The 20,845-nt window shown below is 41.1% G+C and carries 15 protein-coding genes and 1 pseudogene; 8 read left to right on the top strand and 8 right to left on the bottom strand.

Translation table 11 applies throughout. The features are described from left to right. Positions 1-3: 3 nt before the first annotated feature. Positions 4-1,722, bottom strand: coding sequence for a glycoside hydrolase family 10 protein (locus ACL6C3_RS25545; RefSeq protein ID WP_413162357.1), 1,719 nt, complete (start codon positions 1,720-1,722; stop codon positions 4-6). A 391-nt stretch (positions 1,723-2,113) separates the two neighbouring features. Between ACL6C3_RS25545 and ACL6C3_RS25540 the strand changes: the two genes are divergently transcribed. Next, positions 2,114-3,061, top strand: coding sequence for an Rpn family recombination-promoting nuclease/putative transposase (locus ACL6C3_RS25540; RefSeq protein WP_413162355.1), 948 nt, complete (start codon positions 2,114-2,116; stop codon positions 3,059-3,061). Between the two features lie 18 nt (positions 3,062-3,079). Here ACL6C3_RS25540 and ACL6C3_RS25535 read toward each other — a convergent pair whose 3' ends face one another. The 3 genes from ACL6C3_RS25535 to ACL6C3_RS25525 form a co-directional block, all read right to left on the bottom strand. Continuing rightward, the gene (locus tag ACL6C3_RS25535; protein ID WP_413162353.1) at positions 3,080-3,565 is read right to left on the bottom strand and encodes a DM13 domain-containing protein; all 486 of its coding nucleotides are present in this window, start codon (positions 3,563-3,565) and stop codon (positions 3,080-3,082) included. Positions 3,566-3,570: 5 nt separating this feature from the next. Next, positions 3,571-4,308 carry a M15 family metallopeptidase gene (locus ACL6C3_RS25530; RefSeq protein ID WP_413162351.1) on the bottom strand — a complete coding sequence of 246 codons (738 nt, stop codon included), beginning with the start codon at positions 4,306-4,308 and terminating at the stop codon, positions 3,571-3,573. Between the two features lie 69 nt (positions 4,309-4,377). Then, positions 4,378-5,037, bottom strand: coding sequence for a class I SAM-dependent methyltransferase (locus tag ACL6C3_RS25525; protein WP_413162349.1), 660 nt, complete (start codon positions 5,035-5,037; stop codon positions 4,378-4,380). Between the two features lie 162 nt (positions 5,038-5,199). On the opposite strand from ACL6C3_RS25525, the gene ACL6C3_RS25520 reads away from it, so the two are divergent. Together ACL6C3_RS25520 and ACL6C3_RS25515 are read left to right on the top strand one after the other, a co-directional pair. After that, positions 5,200-6,174, top strand: coding sequence for an ABC transporter ATP-binding protein (locus ACL6C3_RS25520; RefSeq protein WP_413162347.1), 975 nt, complete (start codon positions 5,200-5,202; stop codon positions 6,172-6,174). 21 nt (positions 6,175-6,195) lie between these two features. Continuing rightward, a pseudogene (locus ACL6C3_RS25515) lies at positions 6,196-7,240 on the top strand (ABC transporter ATP-binding protein). Here the strand turns inward: ACL6C3_RS25515 and ACL6C3_RS25510 are convergent. Continuing rightward, a complete protein-coding gene (locus ACL6C3_RS25510) occupies positions 7,161-7,805 on the bottom strand; it encodes a hypothetical protein (protein WP_413162345.1) in 645 nt (214 codons plus the stop codon). The pseudogene ACL6C3_RS25515 and the gene ACL6C3_RS25510 overlap by 80 nt on opposite strands. Positions 7,806-7,881: 76 nt before the next feature. On the opposite strand from ACL6C3_RS25510, the gene ACL6C3_RS25505 reads away from it, so the two are divergent. Together ACL6C3_RS25505 and ACL6C3_RS25500 are read left to right on the top strand one after the other, a co-directional pair. Beyond that, on the top strand, positions 7,882-8,298 hold the full coding sequence (locus ACL6C3_RS25505) for a phosphomannose isomerase type II C-terminal cupin domain (RefSeq protein WP_413162343.1): 417 nt from the start codon (positions 7,882-7,884) through the stop codon (positions 8,296-8,298). Between the two features lie 196 nt (positions 8,299-8,494). Then, positions 8,495-9,568, top strand: a complete 1,074-nt coding sequence (locus ACL6C3_RS25500) for a glycosyltransferase family 4 protein (protein WP_413162341.1) — start codon at positions 8,495-8,497, stop codon at positions 9,566-9,568. Between the two features lie 192 nt (positions 9,569-9,760). Here the strand turns inward: ACL6C3_RS25500 and ACL6C3_RS25495 are convergent, their stop codons facing one another. From ACL6C3_RS25495 to ACL6C3_RS25485, 3 genes are all read right to left on the bottom strand, one after another. Continuing rightward, the gene (locus ACL6C3_RS25495; protein ID WP_413162339.1) at positions 9,761-12,013 is read right to left on the bottom strand and encodes a hypothetical protein; all 2,253 of its coding nucleotides are present in this window, start codon (positions 12,011-12,013) and stop codon (positions 9,761-9,763) included. A 21-nt stretch (positions 12,014-12,034) separates the two neighbouring features. After that, on the bottom strand, positions 12,035-13,942 hold the full coding sequence (locus ACL6C3_RS25490) for a GtrA family protein (protein WP_413162337.1): 1,908 nt from the start codon (positions 13,940-13,942) through the stop codon (positions 12,035-12,037). 123 nt (positions 13,943-14,065) lie between these two features. Continuing rightward, positions 14,066-15,784 (bottom strand): hypothetical protein, encoded by a 1,719-nt coding sequence (locus ACL6C3_RS25485; protein ID WP_413162335.1) that lies wholly within the window; start codon positions 15,782-15,784, stop codon positions 14,066-14,068. A 385-nt stretch (positions 15,785-16,169) separates the two neighbouring features. Here ACL6C3_RS25485 and glmM point away from each other — a divergent pair, with 385 nt between their 5' ends. The 3 genes from glmM to hpsN all read left to right on the top strand — a co-directional run bounded on the left by glmM (position 16,170) and on the right by hpsN (position 20,845). After that, on the top strand, positions 16,170-17,639 hold the full coding sequence (glmM, locus tag ACL6C3_RS25480) for a phosphoglucosamine mutase (RefSeq protein ID WP_413162333.1): 1,470 nt from the start codon (positions 16,170-16,172) through the stop codon (positions 17,637-17,639). Between the two features lie 296 nt (positions 17,640-17,935). Beyond that, a complete protein-coding gene (hpsL, locus tag ACL6C3_RS25475; RefSeq protein WP_413162331.1) occupies positions 17,936-19,549 on the top strand; it encodes a hormogonium polysaccharide biosynthesis protein HpsL in 1,614 nt (537 codons plus the stop codon). A 297-nt stretch (positions 19,550-19,846) separates the two neighbouring features. Next, positions 19,847-20,845, top strand: a complete 999-nt coding sequence (hpsN, locus tag ACL6C3_RS25470; protein WP_413162329.1) for a hormogonium polysaccharide biosynthesis glycosyltransferase HpsN — start codon at positions 19,847-19,849, stop codon at positions 20,843-20,845.

Here is a 20,845-nt window from a genome sequence, read left to right as displayed (position 1 = left end):
ATCTTATTTTAACTCGGGAATGGTCACAGAGGGAAGCGAAGCGGCAATAATTTCGGGTCGTTCAATGGTGTCAGGGAATAGGGCGACAAAAGCCGTTTTACCCTCTTCCGTTGCGGTTAAAGACTTCAAAGTTTCGTAGAAGAAGAAAGAGACTCCTGCGAATTTCCGGCGACGACTTTCAGCGATTTGATCTTTAACCGTTGAAAGCTGAACGGGTTGATTTTTCAGCCCGGTTAAAATGCCGATCGCGACAGGAATATTAACTTTCGCATCCAGAACTTCTGCTGCTTCTAAATCCGCTTTAAAGGCTTTAGGATCATTCCGATAAACTTGCAGCACTAATTCTTCTACAAATCCGTAGCGTTCCCAACTCGGCCAATCTTGTAAATACTTGTCGTAGGCGTAGGATTTGGGATTGGGTGAAAGGGAAATAATACAGTTAGGTTTGTAATCTTTTACCACCCAGAAAAGACGCATCATAAAGTCGGTGATTTTATCGGCCCGCCACTTCACCCAGTCGGGATCGTTGGGGTCAGTTGGAGGTAATTGACCGCCGTTTTCTCGCTGGTAAAGTTGGGTGGTAAATTCATCATAACCCAACTCAACGGGCAGACCAAAGTGATCGTCAAATTGAATGCCATTGACGTCATATTTTGTGACCACTTCGACAACTAAATCCAGAATAAACTGTTGAACTTGGGGGTTAAACGGATTCAGCCAAACGCGAAATTTATCGTCTTCTTTTACAAAGGGAATTCCCTCTTGATTGGTGGTGATCCAATTGGGGCGACTTTGTAAGAGTTTGGAATCTTGAGGAACCATAAACCCAAACTCAAACCAAGGCATAACACTCATGCTTTTTGCTTTGGCTTGAGTGATGATTTCTTGCAAAACATCTCGCCCTGCAAGTCCCGGTGCGGGGTCGAGTTCGAGGTCAATAATACGCTTCATTACTTGGCTGGGAAATTGGGTATAACCCCGATTCCAAACAACCGGATAAAGGGTATTAAATTTCAACTGGGATAAGGAGTCAATGGCTTCTACAACTGAGGTCGCAGACAACAAAACATCGCTGTCAATATTCGTCAGCCAAACGCCCCGAATTTCGCCCGTAGGGTCATCAATTTCTACTGCTTTGACCAAGTAATCATCGGGAACAGAAGACTCCTCATTCGCTTTCAGTAAAGCTTGAGATAAAAAGGTTGTAATTTCTCCGCGAGTGGCAAATTCTTCGGGTTTTAGGTAGTTGACATCGGGATAATTAACAACTAAACCATTTTCTGTTGCAGCCGCGATCGTCCGTTTAGCATAATCGGGAATTTTATCCGAATCAAGATAGGTTTTTTCTAAGGTAAAATCAATGGGTTGAATCAGATCGAGTTTCAGTCCGCTAGAGAGTGCAACTAAAGCTTGAACCCGAGGAATTTTCTGTGCGGGTTTAAACGTTTTATCCTGATAACCGCTTAAAAAACCTGTACGATAGGCTTTTTGAATGACTTCATAAGCCCAGTAATCTTTGTCAACATCTCCAAATTCAATCCCTTGTCGGATTTCGGGTTGATTGGGAAATGCTTTGTTTAACATGGCGGCAAATTCTGCCCGAGTTACAGAATTATCGGGTTTGAATGTGCCATCTTCATAACCGCTAATAATCTCATCTTCGGCTAATTTTTCAATACAGTCTTTTGCCCAATGTTCTTTGATATCGCTAAAATCTGCCATGATTTTTACCGTGTTCGTTAAGTTCTAAATAGCCGGTTGGGTTGTCGATTTATATAAGTTCCTGATAACGCAACCTTGTGGGTTATTTCGACACCCATCTTAAGGATTCAGGGAAAAATGATAAATTTGATGGATTTATTTGCTGTGAGCGATCGCAAAAATTCAACAGATTCGCTTCTATAATAGGATTGGGGAGAGTTTGTAAAGAAAATTTTAAGTCTTTTCTGTCTGAAAAGTTCAAGTTCTCTCCCCTCAGCCCAACTCCTGCGGCCCTATCCAGAGGCGGATTCAGATCGCGGAGTCGGATTATTTGATAAAATTTCTGTTTAAGAATAGATGAATAATGATTATATTGATAATTTGAATTAAATTATGTTGAGGTGAACGAACCATGAGATTTATCAATCCTAAAACCGATTTTGCTTTTAAAAAAATTTTTGGTTCAACAGAAAGCAAAGATATCCTGATTAGTTTTTTAAATGCCTTGATTTACAATGCTGAACCTGTTATCGAAGATTTAGAGATTATTGATCCCTATCTTTCGCCTCGGATTCAAGGTTTAAAAGATTCCTATCTCGATGTGAAAGCTAAACTGAATGATGAATCGATTGTGATCATCGAAATGCAGGTTTTAAATGTGGAGTCGTTTGGAAAGCGAGTGTTGTACAATGCGGCTAAAACTTATTCGCTGCAACTGGAATCCGGACAAGGTTATCGGTTTTTAAAACCTGTGATTGCGTTAACCATTACCGATTTTATCATGTTTGAAGAATCCCAACGGTTAATTTCTCGTTTTGTTTTTAAAGAAGAAAGTGAAAATTTCAAATACAAAGGGAATGAAATTGATTTGATTTTTATTGAACTCCCGAAGTTTAACAAAGAACTCGAACAGTTAGAAAGCTTAACAGATAAGTGGATTTATTTCTTAAAGAGTGCTATGGTGTTAGAATCCGTGCCGGAAAATATGGAAAATATACCCGCCATTCAACGGGCTTTTCAAATTGCCAACCAAGCCAATTTAAGCCGTGAAGAACTTGAAGAACAAGAAAAAAAAGAAATATTTATTCAAGATCAACAGGGAATGATTCTGTTAGCAGAAAGAGAAGGATTAGAAAGAGGTCTAGAACGAGGTTTAGCAGAAGGTCGAGAAAGAGGTTTGGCAGAAGGTCTAGAAAGAGGTCTAGAAAGAGGTTTGGCAGAAGGCCGAGAAGAAGGTCGAGAAGAAGGAAGTAAAGCTAAAGCTATCGAAATTGCCCGTCAATTGTTGAATGTTTTAGATGATGAAACCATTAGTCAAACGACGGGACTTAGTATTGAGGAAATTCAAAATTTGCGCTAAATTTATCTAAAAATAAATCTAACGCCCAGATAAACGTGCCGCCCCAAATGTTGCGTTAAACCGACGACACCAAATTCCGGCTGAAGGATAATCTTCCAAGTTAATATTATCTGGAATTTCGTAGCGTTGAGTACCGCTAAATTCTTGCAACGGGGCGATAATTACATAATCTCCTTCATTTAAACCATAAGCTGGCGGTTCAGTTGAACCAATAACATCCTCTGAACGGTGTAGAATTACCACTAAATCCGGCCCCATATTAAAGGTTGAAAAATCGTTGCCGAGTTCGAGATAGCGTTTCCCATTTTCATTAATAATTCTTGCCGTTCCTTTGGTTTCATGTTCACCGCTAACAAACGTTCCCGAACTGACAAGATTTCCTGAAGTTTGCACAAGCTGAACCTGATTTTTTTGAACCGTTAACGGTTCGGTTAAAGCCCAACTATTAGCGAAAAAGAAAGAAAAACAAGAACAACTTACACCCCAAAATAGATACCGTTTCATTAGATTTAACTCCTAGAAGAAACGAAGGAAAATCGCCCGTATTTAGCTATATATTTATTACCAGTTTCCTGCTGATTTGTCAACCATGCCCACATTTGATCGCCATAGGAAAAATGCCACCATTCATTTTGGTGCTGTTGAAATCCTGCTGAAATCATTATATCTGCTAAAATTTGGCGATTTTGATGATATTTATGTTCATCTGGATGATCACTTTTAGCAAAATGATTCGGATAGGAACGGGGGGATATTTCATCAATAGGCGAACCCATATCAATAATTTTTTCTGTGTGATTAACTAAGGTGACATCTATCGCCGCACCCGTACTGTGGGGCGGTGGTGTTGCGGGGTCTAGACTGGGAAGCGCCCAAAATTGATAGACTTCTTCTAAGATAGCTTGGCGTTGTTCTGAGGTGATTAAATCTGGCTTTAATTGTCTCGTTTTTAGTGTTTCTGCAAAGGTATAATCTACCATAAATTGTTGCACTTCAACGGGACGATAGGCATCAAAAATTAAGATGTTCCAACCCGGATAACGAGATTGTAATTGAGTTTGAGCCGCGATTAAACGTTCGATAACTTCCTGACGCAAATAATAGGGAGAATCAACACCCGAAAGATGATAAGGTGCGCCTAATTTTTGATAGGGATGGGGAGATTCAACGGCAAATTTTTCGAGGGGAATTTTAACTAACGGTTGATGACAATCTTGAATTGGTGTTTTTTGGTAAGGTTTGATCATGTTTTTATTGTTGGCTCAATAACTAAGGGGAATAGGAGGTTAATTTCCTTTTCCCCAATCTAATCTTATTTAGTTTTGACGGTAGGCGATCACCGCATAAAATGGATCGCCACCTCCCAAGCCTAACATCTGTAAAATCGAGGGAACAGAAGACTGTTCGGCGATCACTTCAGGAATACTAAATCCGGGTAAACTTTGCCCTTTAACAGAGTTAAAATAACCCTTCACCAGTTCCACGCGACTGGCTTCTGTTCCGTCTCGCCAAGCGGTAATTGCTTTTTGATAAAACATCCGGTTAGAAAAGCTAACAATCGCAATCCCACCGGGTTTTAGAATGCGATACATCTCATAAAAAATCGCTTCGGGATATTGCAAATACTGCACCGAAACGCAGTTTAAAACCGCATCAAAATCGCAATCATCTAACGGTAATTTGGGATTTTCATTCAAATCCTGCACAAAATAATGGTCAAGTTGGGGATTTTTTTTCAATTCTTCTTCATTCATCCCATGTCCCTCAACGTGAGCGAATTCCATCTCGGGAAGATGAGACACCCAACTACTCATCATGTCAAGAATGCGAGTATTCGGTTTGAGACGTTCCCGGTAAAGATTTGTTAAGCGATCGATAAACCCCTCATCTACGTGAGTCACAAAGCGAGGATAGGAGTAAAACTGGGAATCATCCGTCTCATCGAGTTTTTTGCGGTCTTGAGCCTGTAGCAACATCGTGGCAATATGGTATAAACTACTCTATATAGTTTAAATAAAATTTTAAAAAATATTACGGAGTGTAAAGCAAGTTATTCCGATAGGGGACTGCTCAAAGATATAATCAGCAAGAAATATACCTTAAAGTGAATTGTTTTTATTAGTGTATTTGCAAGTTTAATGTCACCTTTATTAGAAGTTCAGAACTTAGAAACTCGCTTTTTTACCCCCGATGGAATTGTCCGTGCGGTGAACGGCATTTCCTATCAGGTGAATTCCGGTGAAACGGTTGGAATTGTTGGCGAATCCGGTTCGGGTAAAAGTATTAGTGTCTTGTCAATTTTACGGTTAATTCCCTCACCTCCTGGCAAAATTACGGGCGGAAAAGTGTTTTTTGAAGGGGAAGATTTATTAACGCTTTCTTCGGAAAACTTGCGGCAAATTCGGGGAAATAAAATCTCGATTATTTTTCAAGACCCGATGACATCTCTCAATCCGGTTCTGACCATAGAAAAACAAATTACCGAGTCAATTCAACTTCATCTAGGACTCAACAAACAGGAGTCAAAATCGAGAGCAATTCAACTTTTAAAACAGGTGGGAATTCCCGACGCCGAACGCCGAATTAGAAACTATCCCTATCAATTTTCTGGGGGAATGCGTCAACGGGTAATGATTGCGATGGGGTTGGCTTGTAATCCGAAATTATTAATCGCAGATGAACCGACAACCGCTTTAGATGTCACGGTTCAAGCCCAGGTTGTCGAGTTAGTTAAACAGTTAAAAAAAGAACTGGGAATGGCGGTGATTTGGATTACCCATGATTTGGCATTATTAGCGGGATTGGCGGATAGAATTTTAGTGTTATATGCGGGTCAAATTGTTGAACAAGCTTCTATCAATCAACTGTATAAAAACCCCCGCCATCCTTATACAATAGGATTATTAGAAAGTTTACCTCGTTTGCAGGGAAATATTCCCGAAAATTTACCCGCAATTGAAGGGGTTCCTCCCGATTTAATTGATTATCCAAAAGGGTGTCCGTTTGCACCCAGATGTCGTTTTGCTGTCGAACATTGTTTTCAAGAAGATCCCCCGTTAGAATTCGTAGAAAATGGACATGAAGTGGCTTGTTGGGTAAAGCCTGAAGTGTAATTTTATTAACGAGAAGATAAAATGATTCAAACTGATCTCAATAAACCTCAAACTAATTCACCCCAAAATACATTAATTACCATTGAAAATTTACAGGTACATTTTCCCATTTTCCGAGGAATTATCGTTCAAAAAAAGGTTGGTGCAATTCAAGCGGTTGATGGCTTAACCTTTGAAATTAAACGGGGTGAAACTTTAAGTTTAGTCGGAGAATCGGGCTGTGGAAAAAGTACAACCGGACGGGGGATTTTACAGCTTGTTCGTCCAACGGGAGGAAAAGTTTACTTTGAAAATACCGATTTAACCACATTAAAACCCGAAGAATTACGGGGAATGCGTAGGCGAATGCAGATGATTTTTCAAGACCCCTATGCTTGTTTAAATCCTCGGATGACGGTGGGGAAAATTATCGCCGAACCTTTGATTGTTCATAATTTATCAACTCCAAAAATACGCGATCGCGTACAAGAATTATTAGAATTAGTGGGGTTAAATCCCCAATTTATTAACCGTTATCCCCATGAATTTTCCGGAGGTCAACGACAGCGAATTGGTATCGCTCGGGCTTTAGCGGTTAACCCCGATTTTATTGTTGCTGATGAACCGATTGCTTCGCTGGATGTTTCCATTCAAGCCCAAGTGATTAATTTAATGAAATCTTTGCAGCAAAAATTAGGATTAACTTATCTATTTATCGCCCATGATTTGAGTGTGGTTAGGCATATTTCTAACCGCATTGCTGTGATGTATTTGGGGAAAATTGTTGAACTAGCAGATCGAGTTTCCCTGTACGAAAAGCCCTTACATCCTTATACTCAAGCTTTACTTTCTGCGATACCAATTCCCGATCCAGAACTCGAAGCAAAACGCGAACGAATTTTGCTCAAAGATGATATTCCTAGGCCCGATAAATCCCCCGACTGGCTGTCGATTTCACACTCGTTGTCCGCTGGTTGTTGAACGCTGTCGTCTAGAAGAACCGGAATTTAGAGAGGTTGATCGGGGACATTTTGTGGCTTGTCATTTAGTTGAGAATTCTCAGAACACGAATTCAAATCTGGTTTAAAAATTTGCAGCCATTGACCATGATTTAATTGTAAACTACAAATCGTTTTTTCATCGCCGACTTTACAGTAGCCTGTTGCTTCATATTCATCCCAATAATCCCGCATAGCTTCAGGAAAATTGTATTGCTGTTCGGTGATGATAAACTGATTTTCAGCAGTTGGATTTCCGACCATTGCTGTTGTATCATCAGGGGTTTTAAACAGAATTTTATTCTCAGTTACTTCTAGCCAACATTCTCTCCAAGTTAAATTTGAAGTGTCGATTTCTTCTCCAATTGAAGCAAATCCACTCGAACATTGACCTTTAATCCCAGAAGGAACGGGGGGAATCGTTGCGTTTGCACAATCTTCTGCGGTAATTTCTCGCCACATTTGATAATTTTTTTGGGCTTCAGAATCGTATTCAGCTAACACCTGATTTAAGGCTTCTTCGTGAGAAAGAGTTTGACAGGCTTTGAGAATTTGGCGGTGAATGACTTCCTCCATTGTTGGCCAAGCGAACACCGGAACGGATAAACTAAAAAAGGAGCTAGTTGCTAACAGACAAACCATCCATTTTTTCATCAGAATATTTACACATGATGTTTGTTAGTGTTAGAACTTATAATAGCTGTAACACTTCTAATTCGCGATTAGCATTATGACAAAAGATAATACTGACACATCCGTTAAAACCCAGACGCCGACGACAACAGACGTTCCTCAAACTCGTACACCCCCTTGGGGTCAGGTGACAGTTTTAGAAGAGGGCGATCGCTATCGTATTAATCGGATTGTTGTGAATCCGGGATATCATATTAGTACCCAAATGCACTATCATCGCAGTGAACATTGGATTGTTGTTGCGGGTACTGCTAAAGTGATTTGTGGGGGTCAAGAAACAATTCTTATCCCGAAACAATCTACTTATGTTCCGATGAATACTCCCCACCGAGTTGAAAATCCGGGGGTGATTCCATTGGTAATGATTGAAGTACAAAATGGGGAATATTTAGGAGAAGATGATATTACTCGTTTTCCAGACGAAGGAGGTTATGCCGGAAAAACCGAGAGGTAGTTTATCGGTAAAATTTGCTCTAAAAAGGGGCTAAATATATTGTTCAAAAGTCATTATTTTGGCTATTCAAGTTTTCTCTGTCGATGAGTAAAATTAAGGTTTTAGGGGCAATTTTTGCCCCTATTTATAAGTTAATTTTTTGAAATTTATTCTGAAGTAACTTAATTGATAAAATTATTGTAACAAAATTGGGTTAATGTCTAATTCACTGCTGATTAATTTATCTGTTCTTATTCCTGAACCTACGGGGATTTCTGTCTATGCAAGTCAGATTTTACCCCAACTCAAACCCCTCAATCCAACGCTATTAATAGCAGAATCAAAACCGGATTATTCCTGTTATCCTGTCCCTCCTAATATGACACCCGCTCAGGGAACAAAAGGGCATTTTCGCCGCTTAGTTTGGACTCAATTTAAACTTCCTTCTATTTACCGCAAACTCAAAGGAAATCTGGTCTTTTCGCCACTTCCTGAAGCCCCGTTATATGCTTCTTGTCGTTCGATTGTGATGGCACATGATTTAATTCCTCTAAGGTTTCCGAGACGGGGTTCTCGCCTGACTGCTTACTTTAAACATTATGTACCAACGGTGTTATCTCAAGCCGAACATATTGTTTGTAATTCCCAAGCAACCGCTCAAGATTTAGTGCAGTTTTTTAACATTCCTGAAACCAAAATAACACCCATTCCATTGGGTTATAATCCCGAAAAATTTCACTTTCTCGATTTACCGACGAGCAATTATTTTCTCTATATTGGTCGCCACGATGCTTATAAAAATTTACCGCGATTAATTACTGCATTTTCTCAATTACCCCATCGGGATAATTATGAGTTGTGGTTCGCGGGACCAACGGATAAAACTTACACCCCCAATTTAAAAGCACAAGTTGCAGAATTGGGATTAAATCAACAGGTGAAATTCTTAGATTATGTCTCGCCAGAAGCGTTTACAAAAATCATTAATCAAGCTATTGCGTTGGTTTTTCCGAGTCTTTGGGAGGGGTTTGGTTTTCCGGTTTTGGAGGCGATGGCTTGCGGGACTCCGGTGATTACTTCTAACGTTGCTTCTTTACCGGAAGTTGCGGGAGATGCGGCGTTTTATATTAATCCTTTGGATGTGAATGAAATGACCGCAGCGATGGAAACTTTAGCGAATGATAGTCAAATGCGATCGCATCTTCGCCATTTAGGATTAACGAGATCTCAAGCGTTTAAATGGGAGAAAACTGGGAAAAAAACCGCCCAAATTATTGAATATTATCTCTAGTAAAAATCTGCAAGGGGGCGGGTTTATCGAGGTTATTTCTGGGAAAATCTAGATTGATTCTGAACCCGCCCCTACGGGTTTTTCTGTTATTTAAAATCTGCAAGGGGGGCGGGTTTATCGAGGTTATTTCTAGGAAATCTAGATTGATTCTGAACCCGCCCCTACGGGTTTTTAAAGGTTGTTTTATTAAAATTATCGGGATACTTCTACGGGAATTTCTGAACCAATTTGGGTTAAGGTTTCGGTTTCTGCATCATACGCCCAAACTTTTAACACGGTATTTCCCAACGGTAAAACTGTTGTGGGAACTCGAATAAACCAACCGGAGTTACTGTACTCAAACACGGATAAAACTTCAGCCACATCCGAACGATTTTGATTAACTTTTCCGACTGCTATTAACTGATTTTCGTCGCCGTAGCTGAGATAAACTGCATCTGCGGGTTTTTGCTTTTCCGGTAAAACCGCCCATCCTCTTAATTCAACTTGATCATTTTTGTAAATGACTTCTGGGGGAAGAACTTCTACAAATCCATTAAATAAGTTGGTTTGAGGATTGGTTTCAATAAAAGTTAACGGGCGATTACTTCGTTTCCAAAACCAATGAGATTGAATCTGTTTATAAGGTCGATACTGTTGTAAAACGTTCTGATAAATCAAAGCAGCAGAATCGGATTTTAGCACGCCATCCCAAGGATTTTGAAACCACATTTCATTGGTGAGTAAGATAATATCTGGCTGTTTTTCTTCTAACTGTTGAACAACTTCTTTTTGAGCTTCTAGGGGTTTAGAATAGAGAACATAGCTATATTTTGGACAAGAAGGTTTGTTAAAGAGATAATACCATAATCCTTCTGAAGTTAGGTTAAAAAAGCAAGATTGTTGATCGATTTCCGGTTTCATTACCGTTAAAGCTTCTAGATAATCCGGTTGCAGAATTTCAGCATCAGAAAAGGATAATCGATGGGGTAATTTGACAATTTTATTGGTAGCCGTTTGGAGACTAAATCCCGGTTCAGAACGAATTAAACCGAAAATTAACACAACGATTAGAATTTGGTGAATTGGATTGAGTTTAAGGTGTTCTAACTGGGGTTGTAAAAAGTCTCGAAAGCCAATATAAATCAAATAAGCCAGTAAAAAAAACGTTGGAATTGCACCGTGATAAGCGTGACCTAAATCGCTGCGGTCAAGCGTAATTCGCATATAAACAACCGACGCAGACAGCAGTACAAAAACTAAATAATTTCTTTGAACAAAAGGACGCAATTTCAGGTTGTCTGTAATTAAATCTAACACCAAATAAACCAACACAAACGTTTGAATTAGCATTGATAACCAAAAGTTCTGTGAGATGAACGTCATCTCCAGAGGGGGTAGGGGAATAAAAGAGATGTATCGACCGTATTTTCCCCAGTAGAGAACCTGCGAACCGATGGCTAAAACCTGTTCAGTTCCTAAAATTGCCGTGATTAAAATCAAAGAAAGAATGACACCTGTTAAAGAGCTAAAAATCCAAGTTCTAGCGGTTTTTCTGTCTAAAAATAAGCTCAAAACCAAACTAAAAACATAAACCGCTAAAAAGTAAATCGCCCTATCGTAAACATATAAAAAACTCGCCGGAACTGACGCCCCCAAAACGACTCCTAAAATTTTCGCCTGTTTGGGTTGAAGGTATATGACTCTAAAAAATCGCAGGGTAAGAGCCAACTGAAGCATGAAAAAAGTTCCTCGTCGCCCATCAAATTTAAAGAATATCCCATCGAAAATACAGAATAACACACAAGAAGCTAAAAAGAGAGGAAGGCGATATTTTTTGAGTTTTGCGGCTCCCGTTAGTTCCCAAAAAATCCAGAAATATCCCAAACTGGTAATGAGATTTTGAAGATTAGCAAATAAACGAGTGAGAGGAATTCCATTGTCATTAAAAATCAACTGAGTCGCCAACCAAGTGGGAAGAACGTCCATTCCCCAACCGTGAATTAAAACGGTATTAACAAAGGGTTTTTCTAACTGAATAAAATTCGGTAAAAAGCCCAAATATTCTCCTTCGTGAAAGGAATCAATTAACGTTTCTTGGATTTTAAATTGGTCGAAGGGAACATTAACAACCCAAGCCGTTAATAGTATTGTGGTGGCGACAACCCAAACCCGTCTATCTTTGGCGATGGATAAAATAACATGAAAAATTGACTCAATTGTTTTCCCGTTTATCCTTAAACTAAGAACCGCTAAAAGAGGCGGAACAAACAAGAGAATCAAATATTTAAAATAGTCCGTGTAGGGGCTAATATTTTCGAGATAAGCCAGGGAAATCACTTCGGTTTTATTTCCCAACGGAATCCGAATTTGATTCACAATAGGAACCAAAATTATCCAACTGACTAGGGTAATACAAACGACCCAATCTAAACGAGGTTTAGAGGTATTTTCTCGGTAAAACATTGCAGTTAAAGTTAGAGGAGTTTAAGACTCAATTTCTGAGAGTTTAGAAGTTGATTCTGGTTGGGAGAAAGAATACAGTTTATGACCTGTAAAACTAATCAACGCCACACAAGCGGAACTGACTAAACGAGCGAGAGTTGGATGAAAATCGACTTCATTAATTAACAGTTGTAACAGTCCTAAATTCGCCAATAAACTATTCAACGCAACGGAAGCAAAAACAGCGTATTGAATCCACCAATTCTTCCAATAGATTCCAAAAACAAAACGACGACTCAGCCAAAAATTGGTACTCAATCCAAAAAAGAAACTAATCCCCAAAGCATAAACATACCACAAACCCGCTTGAGTTAACATCGAAAACACCACAACATCGACTACCGTTGCGGTTCCCCCGGTAAACAGATAACCGCCAAATTGTTGGAGAATTTGAACCAATTTTCGACGGCGAGAAACACCCGTTTTTCTAGCAACTGTTGTGGCGGCTTCTGCGTTGGCTTCTTCGACGTATTCGCTATCACTATTCACCGCCCAAAGGTCGTGTTTATTCTGGGTTAGAACATTCTCAGCGGCGAGAATTCCCATTAACAAACTGTGGTCTTGGTTGTTGTATTTAAACGCACCGTAGCGACCAATGGCTTGTAGATTTTGAAAGGTTTTTAGATAAGTTTTAATTTCGCCCAAAGCTTCTTTATAACTTCCCGCATAAATGGGATAAGTTCGGGGTAAACGGACGACAAAACCATCGACAACCTTCTCCCGTTTTAATAACCCAATTTTTCGCAGTTCTTCTTCAGCTTTTATCCGCAGTTCATCTTCCGGACATTGCCACAAATCATCTTCAAAATTGCACCAATATTCACAACAAAGGGGGGTTTGCTGAGAGTTGGGAAGCATCTCCGGCGACCAATTGGCAAAGTTTGTGACTCGCCCGACCTGAACTTTCGGGTCATTAATATACAGCCAATTATCGGGGAATAAATTACCGGATTCTACTATCAAATACACTAAGATTGTATTGCGAAATTTGAGAGATTTGGCAGCATTGATAACTTGAGAAGGGGGAGAGGATTCGATTTGCTGCATTAAATGAGTAAGCGGAATTGAAGAAATAACATGACCACAGGGAACGGTTTTTTCTTCTTTAGTTTGACGATTTTTCAGGGTAACGTGAGTCACTTGAAAATTATCGTGATGAACTCGAACCACTTCGGTATTGAGTAAAACCGTTTGATGGTTTTCTTGCAAATAATCGACGATTTTTTCATAAAGCTGACCCGAACCCAAACGCGGAAATTGAAATTGGTCGATTAAAGTTTTAACTCGGCCATCATTGCCTAAAAGTGCATTTCTAGCGGCTTTAATCAGAGATAAACCTTTAATTCTTTGCGACGCCCAATCTGTACTAATCTCCTCACAAGGAATTCCCCAAAGTTTCTCGGTGTATCCTTGAAAGAAAATCTCAAACAGTCGCCGCCCAAACTTATCTGTTACCCATTCTGCAAAGTTATTCGGATTTTTTTTCGGAAACAAACGAGCGGCAAAATATGAGCTAATAATTCTGAAATTTTCCAGCAAACCGAGGGCGAATAAAACCTCTTTTGCTTTCAGGGGATAACTGAAATATTTCCCTCCGTAATAAATGCGAGTCAGGCGGTTAACGGTGACTTGTTCCTCTTTTAAAACCTGATTCCAAAGCTTCAAAACCGGACTCAATTTGGTATAAAACCGATGGGGTCCGTAGTCAAGAATAAATCCTTTATATTCAAAGCTTTTCGCTAGTCCCCCGACTTGAGTTTCTCGTTCAACCACGACAACTCGCTGACCTTGCTGCGTCAAAATATACGCGGCTGCAAGTCCCGCAGGTCCACCACCTAAAATGTAAATCGGCTCCATCACACCACACTTAATATTTTGCCAAATTGTCACAATGATACCTCATTCGTTCTAATTGTGGCGAAACCCGATAAATTCACCCCAGAAAGGAACCCGTCAGCAGGATAGTTCGTCTTCTGTTTTCATTGTCGTCGGCGAATGTTATCAGAATTGGGTTTACAGTTTGTCTGCTAATTTACCCGATGAATAAAACACCAAATCTTCGGCTCGGCTAACATCAGTAAACCGCAGTTGATATTGATGAGATTCTAAATTTGTCACTTGGTAATCTTCGGTTTCTAAATCATTTTTCTTCCAAGCGTAGAAGGAAGCTTGAGGATGAGAAAGCTGAAATTGATAAACGCTAGCTTCGGGATTATTTACGATTATACTATCGCTCGGTTCAACCAAACTGTGATTCATCACAATCCGAATATTATCGGTTGTGAACTTAACATTTTCAAAAGCCGGATTAATTTTTTGGCGGTTGAACTCAATCTCAAATTGATTGCTTTCATCAAACAGAAACAGACCTTGAATCAGTCCGGTTCGATAAATATAGGCGCCGTGATAGTTATCGGGTAAACTGTTAATAATCACTTGACTTTTGGGTATTTCCTGCAAACTCACCAAAATATCTTCAGAGATTTTAGCCGCAGTATTCCAATTTTGATTGATATCGTAAACCGACGTACCAAAATAGAGCAGTATCGCACTGGAAACAACTAAAATAAAAGCCAAATTTTGTAAAATCACAATTAGGATGATTGCCAAAAAAATAGAAGCAAACCCGGAAGCAAAATATAAATAACGTTCTCCTTGAGTATCAACCGCAGAAACCCAAACCGTAATCGCCGGTAAAACCAGAATATAAAAAGCCGCAATCAAAAACCCTAAAATAGCCGGAACTTCCGAAAACTTGGGGCGACGTTTCCAACAAACCGCCAAACTCAACACAAATAATAAAACCAGACCCAAAAATGCAATCAACCAAAAGGTAAAATCCAATTCAAATTGGGGAGGAATAAAAGTTCGAGTCGGATAAATCACCAGATTTTGTAAAATTCGAGTCGCATCAAAACTCAAGTGAACTTCTTCTCCATATCCGCCCACCAATTCACCCAACTTAAAGAAACGGCTAAAAAAGTAAATAATTAACATCCAGATATAGAGCGAAACAATGACAAAACGAGCCACCAAACGATTGCGATTGTTTTGTTTAATAAAATATTCGTACAGTTCAAAAATAATAATTAAACCCGGATAAGTCACCACCGATTCTTTCGAGAGTAAAGCCGCCAAAAACACCAAACCCGACAGAAGTAAAAAACGGGGTTGATAGTAATGCTTGTAAGCCAAATAAAACACAAAAGAAAATAAACCAAAAAACGTCGCCACTCCATCGGTGCGAGCGGAAATCCAAGAAACCACTTCAGTATGAGAGGGAAGCAACAGAAAAATAAATCCGGCGAGATAGGGTAAAATTCGCCGATAACTCGGCTGAAATTTGAGCCGTTTTGCCAAGAAAAAAGCAATCAACCCCACCCCCAAACTATTCATTAAATGAAAGAAAAAATTGGTCAAATGATAGCCGAACGGATTCACCCCCCAAACTTGATAATCGAAAAAACTAATTAAACTCAAAACGGGCCGAAAAAACAAAGATTGACCGTGCTGTTGATTAACCCACAACCCCCAAGGCCCCAACTGAGAAAATAAAGCAACTAAAACAAAATCATCCGAGAGAAAAAAATCATCAAAAACCGAAGCATAAGCCAAAATCCCACAGCCAACAATCGCCGCAAGAATCAATAAAGAATAAATCCGGTTAGACAACCTCATTAACCGTTTTTCCGATGCAAACCTAGACTTCAAATTTTGTTGAGAACTCATCATGTTTACCTGTCTTCAAAAGTCAAATCAAACTCTTCGCAATTGGGGTTGAGACTCGGTTGAGGTGTGGGTGAACTAGAATCTTTAACAATGTATTCGAGCCGGACTCACCCTAAAATTCGGGGGTGAAGCGACTCCTCCCTCATCTCACCCTTGACTGTAAAGTTGCATTTTATCTCGATGAATAACAAATTGAAGAAAATTCCTCATTTACAGATAGAATAATAGAAAGCTTTACCAAACCACCCGAATCTGAATAAAAATTCAACTAAACTTGACTGAAAACGCCCTCGGTCTGCCCCGGTAAAAATCCATTCACTGTTGATCTCAGTTCCGGACATGGTATCCTCCACAATGAATGTGTGAGTACCTTGAGGAGTGAACTGTTATGGTCGTAGCACCCCCCCCAACTCATGGAGGACAGCATCCGCCCGCTAACCCAACACAATCTATGAGACAATCTTCAGTTAGTTTTTTTGGAAGCATCACCGAACTTCCGGCTACCCCCCTATTTGGCACCGATGGCATTCGAGGACGAGTCGGGGAACTCTTGAGCGCCCCTTTAGCCCTGCAAGTCGGCTTCTGGGCCGGACAAGTTCTTCGCCAACAAACCGATAATCCAGGCCCGGTACTTCTCGGTCAGGATAGCAGAAACTCCGGCAATATGTTAGCAATGGCCCTGTCAGCCGGTCTGACCGCCGCCGGACTCGAAGTCTGGTATTTGGGCCTCTGTCCAACTCCGGGCGTTGCCTATCTCACCAGTACCACCCAAGCCCTCGGCGGGGTGATGATTTCCGCCAGCCACAACCCTCCAGAAGACAATGGAATTAAATTTTTTGGTTCCGACGGCACAAAACTCTCCTCAGACGTACAGCAGCAAATAGAAGCCGCTCTGCGAGGACGGGCCGACTTTGCCGCGAGTTTAGGACACTGCGGACAACACCACCATCGCTGCGAATTGGTCGAAGACTACGCCCAATCTCTCCACCGTCCCCTGCTTCCGACTCTGAACCTCGAAGGGATGCGAATTGTTTTAGATTTGGCTTGGGGGGCTGCGGTTCATCTGGCGCCGAAAGTGTTCCGGCAAATGGGGGCCGAAGTGATTTGTCTCCACGACCAACCCGACGGACATCAGATTAACGTTAATTGCGGTTCCACCCACCTCGGACGCCTGCAACAAGCCGTTTTAGAAACAAAAGCCGATATGGGTTTTGCCTTTGATGGGGATGCCGACCGGGTGTTAGCCGTTGATAGTCGGGGTCGGGCGGTTGATGGCGACTATATTCTTTATTTCTGGGGCCAAACTCTCCGCCAAGCCGGACAACTTCCCCAAAATTTGATTATTTCCACCGTGATGGCTAACTTGGGTTTTGAACGGGCTTGGCAACAAAAAGGCGGTCAACTCATTCGGACGGCCGTGGGCGACCAACACGTTCATGCTGAAATGAAACGCAGCGGCGCCATGTTGGGCGGCGAACAGTCCGGTCACATTCTTTGCCATCATTATGGGGTCACGGGAGATGGTTTGTTAACGGCGCTGCACATTGCCGCATTGGTCAAGCGCTCGGGCGTCACTCTCTCCACTTTGGTAGACGAAAGTTTCCAAACCTATCCCCAACTTTTGCGGAATATTCGCGTTGAAGACGTTAACCGCCGTCGCAACTGGAAACAGTGCGAACCCCTGGTTAATGCCATTCAAGATGCCGAAACCGCGATGGGCGACCAGGGGCGGATTTTAGTTCGGGCTTCCGGTACCGAACCTGTTATCCGGGTCATGGTTGAAGCCATCCGCAACGAACTGGCTAACCTCTGGGCTGACCGCTTGGTTTCCGTTGTTCAGCAACATTTGGCGGTTTAACAGACTCACTTGAAAATTCGTTTAAAATTCACATCTTTATCTCAAAAACCCGGTGCGCGTAGGAGTTACCGGGTTTTTCTGCTTTTTACGGAAAACCGTCCGAAAATTCAATTGTTATAATGGTTGATTGGTGAGAAATTCTCCGAACTTTGATTCATAAACGCTTGATTTTTCTATCGGAGATTGCAGGTTAAAAACCCCTGAAAATATGAGTCAGGGTGAAAAATTAAATCCTAAATTGGGCAGATTAAAATTATTAGGATTGCTCCTATTTTTAAGACTAGGGTAAGCAAAAAATGGCTGTAAAATCAAAAACTAAGCGCAAGAAATCCAAGAAAAAAAAAGCCGGTTCTAAACCCACACTCAGCAAAAAAGAATTAAAAATTCGTCAGCAGAAAACCGCCAAAGAAATTAAGAAATTTATCTCCCTAGCTTCCGGAGTTGGGGTGTTAGCGGTCTTGGTTGGCGTGGCTTTGTTTTTTGTCAAAGATGAAAAACTCGCGATCGCAGGCGGTGGCGGTATATTAGTTTTAGCACTGTCCTATCAATACCCCATGCAAGGACTGTGGGCGTTTTTGATCTATCTGCCTTTTTCGGGAACAATAACCTACTGGATCGGAGGGGGAAACGCACTCTTTCAACTTGCCAAAGACGGCTTTTATTTTCCCGCCCTCTTTGCCCTCGTGCAACAATTAAAACGTAAACATCAACCCTTTCTTGTACACAAAGCAATTAAAACCCCCCTCTACATTTTATTAGGTTTTTGTTTAATCACCCTCTTACTCGTCAACGGTTTACAACAACTCGATCCGCCCTATCCCAACGACAAACCCATTTTAATGGGAATTCTCGGACTGAAAGTCTTTCTCGGATATTTCCCCTTAATTACCTGCGCTTATTATCAAATCAAAGACAAAAAAGACTTGCTGTTTCTCACCAGGATGACCGTGGTTTTAGCCATTATTTGTTGTGTATTGGGCGTTGTTCAATATCAGTTTCTCACCTCCGGTCGCTGTAAAGGAACAGACCATTTAAGCGGAGATGATTTATTTAAAGCTACCCTCGAAGCCAAATGTTTAGTCGGCGGTTCATTAGTCTATAGTCCATCCCAAAATATGATCCGTTTACCCGGAACATTTGTCGCCCCTTGGCAGTGGGCTTGGTTCCTCATTGGTAACGCCTTTTTTACCTTTGCAACCGCCTTTAGCGATCCTTCTCCCCTGTGGCGAATGGTCGGCTTGGGGGGGATGGCGTTAGTGTTTGTTAATTCCGCCATTTCCGGTCAACGAATTGCCCTCGCTTTGGTTCCTTTAGTAACAGTAATTCTTCTGGTTTTAACCGGTCAAGTTGCCAACTTAAAACGCTTTCTTCCCATTGCAGCCGGACTCGGTTTAGTCTTAGGAATTGCCGTCGTTGCCAACCCTCAAATTATTCAAGAACGTATTGATAGTTTTGTCTCCCGTTGGCAAGCTTCACCCCCAACCGCCTTTATTGCCGAACAGTTTGAACATAGTACAGGACGACAAGAAGGAATTTTTGGAAACGGACTCGGACGGGCCACAAATTCCACCCGAATTTTTGGGGAAACAAAACTGATCGAAACCTACTATCCCAAACTCATTTATGAACTCGGGCCAATCGGAACAATTGCCTTTTTAGGATTAGTCACAACCCTCACTGTCACCACTTTTAAAACCTATCGTTCTCTCAAAGAAAAAAATATTCGCAGTTTTGGCGCATCCTTTTGGGTGTTCGTATTAATCATTAGTTACAACACCTACTATTATCCCCTCGATGTCGATCCCGTTGCCGTTTATTACTGGTATTTTGTCGGCGTCATTTATCGACTTCCCGACATCGACAAAGAAGAAATAAAACGACTCAAAGAAGAAGAAGAACAAGCAGGTTAATTCAGTCACCAGCCACCAGCGCGTTCCTTGCGACCCGGCGGAATAGTCGGTAGCAAAGTTTGTAAGAGAGTGACCAGTTTTACAGTCACCAGTGATAACAGTAGTCAGTTTTCAGTGACTTCTGCCTTCTGCCTTCTGCCTTCTTTCTCCCTATCTTCCCATATGCTGTAACGGAACTTAACTGAAATTCACTTGGGTATTCAAGAACGAGGGGGTAAAATATGAGTAAACCAACTCCCAATACAAATAAGTCCGCTTTCCCCACATTATCCGTTTAGACTAGCGCTAAAATCACCTATGGACTGGCCTAAAATTTCTGTGATTATTCCCACCTACAACCGTGAGGAAGCCCTGAGGGAAACCTTAGTTGATGTTCTCAAACAGGACTATCCCCAGTTTGAAGTCATAGTCGTCGATCAAACTCGTTCTCATCAAAGCGAAACTCAAACCTTATTAGAAGAACTCGCCAATACTAATAAAATTCAATGGTATCGTCTGGAATGGGCGAGTTTACCCGGCGCCCGCAACTACGCAGTTAGACGTTCAACCGGGGATATTATTCTGTTTATTGATGATGACGTCAAACTCCCCGAAAACTTTCTCAAAGCCCACGCAAACAATTATATAAATGCCGGAACTTCCATCCCCAAAAATATTGGCGCCGTCGCCGGACGAGTTTTTGATCGGATGAAATTAGGAGATTCTGGCGGAGATTTAACTATCGAAGAATTACCCCCCCAAGCATCCGATCCGGGAATTGCTTGGTATCATATTGATTTAGTTCATACAATAAAACCCCAACAAGTGATTTCCGCCCGAGGTTGCAATATGTCTTTTCGGCGAGAAATTTTCGATAAACATGGTTTACATTTTGATGAACGCTTTAAAGGGAGTGCGGTCCGCGAAGAATCCGATTTTTGTTTGCGACTGCGAAAAACCGGCTATATTATTTGGTACGATCCCGAAGCGAATTTAGTTCATTTGGGCGAAGAAGTGGGCGGCTGTCACGATATTAGTACCCGTTCCATGCAATATCAAATTACCTTCTATCACAATCACTTTTTTATGGGGTTAAAAAACCTCACTCTCGGTCAATGTTTGCGCTTTTTTGCCAAACTATTTGACTGTCACGTTCTCGGACATCCGCCCTGCAATAAAAGCGGTTCTCCCCTCAAAGTTGTCACCCGATTTGGATTTTACACCGCAGGCTTTTTTAAAGCCATTGGAACCCGCATTCAATCCCTTTGGAATCAGGGTCAAATTTACACCCAACAGGATGAATTAGCCAAAACTTAA

Origin of the sequence: Capilliphycus salinus ALCB114379, from assembly GCF_047276495.1 — a bacterium.
Classification (GTDB): Bacteria; Cyanobacteriota; Cyanobacteriia; order Cyanobacteriales; family Microcoleaceae; genus Capilliphycus; species Capilliphycus salinus.
Note: the sequence above shows the minus strand (reverse complement) of the source record. Positions and strands in the feature narration are given on the sequence as shown.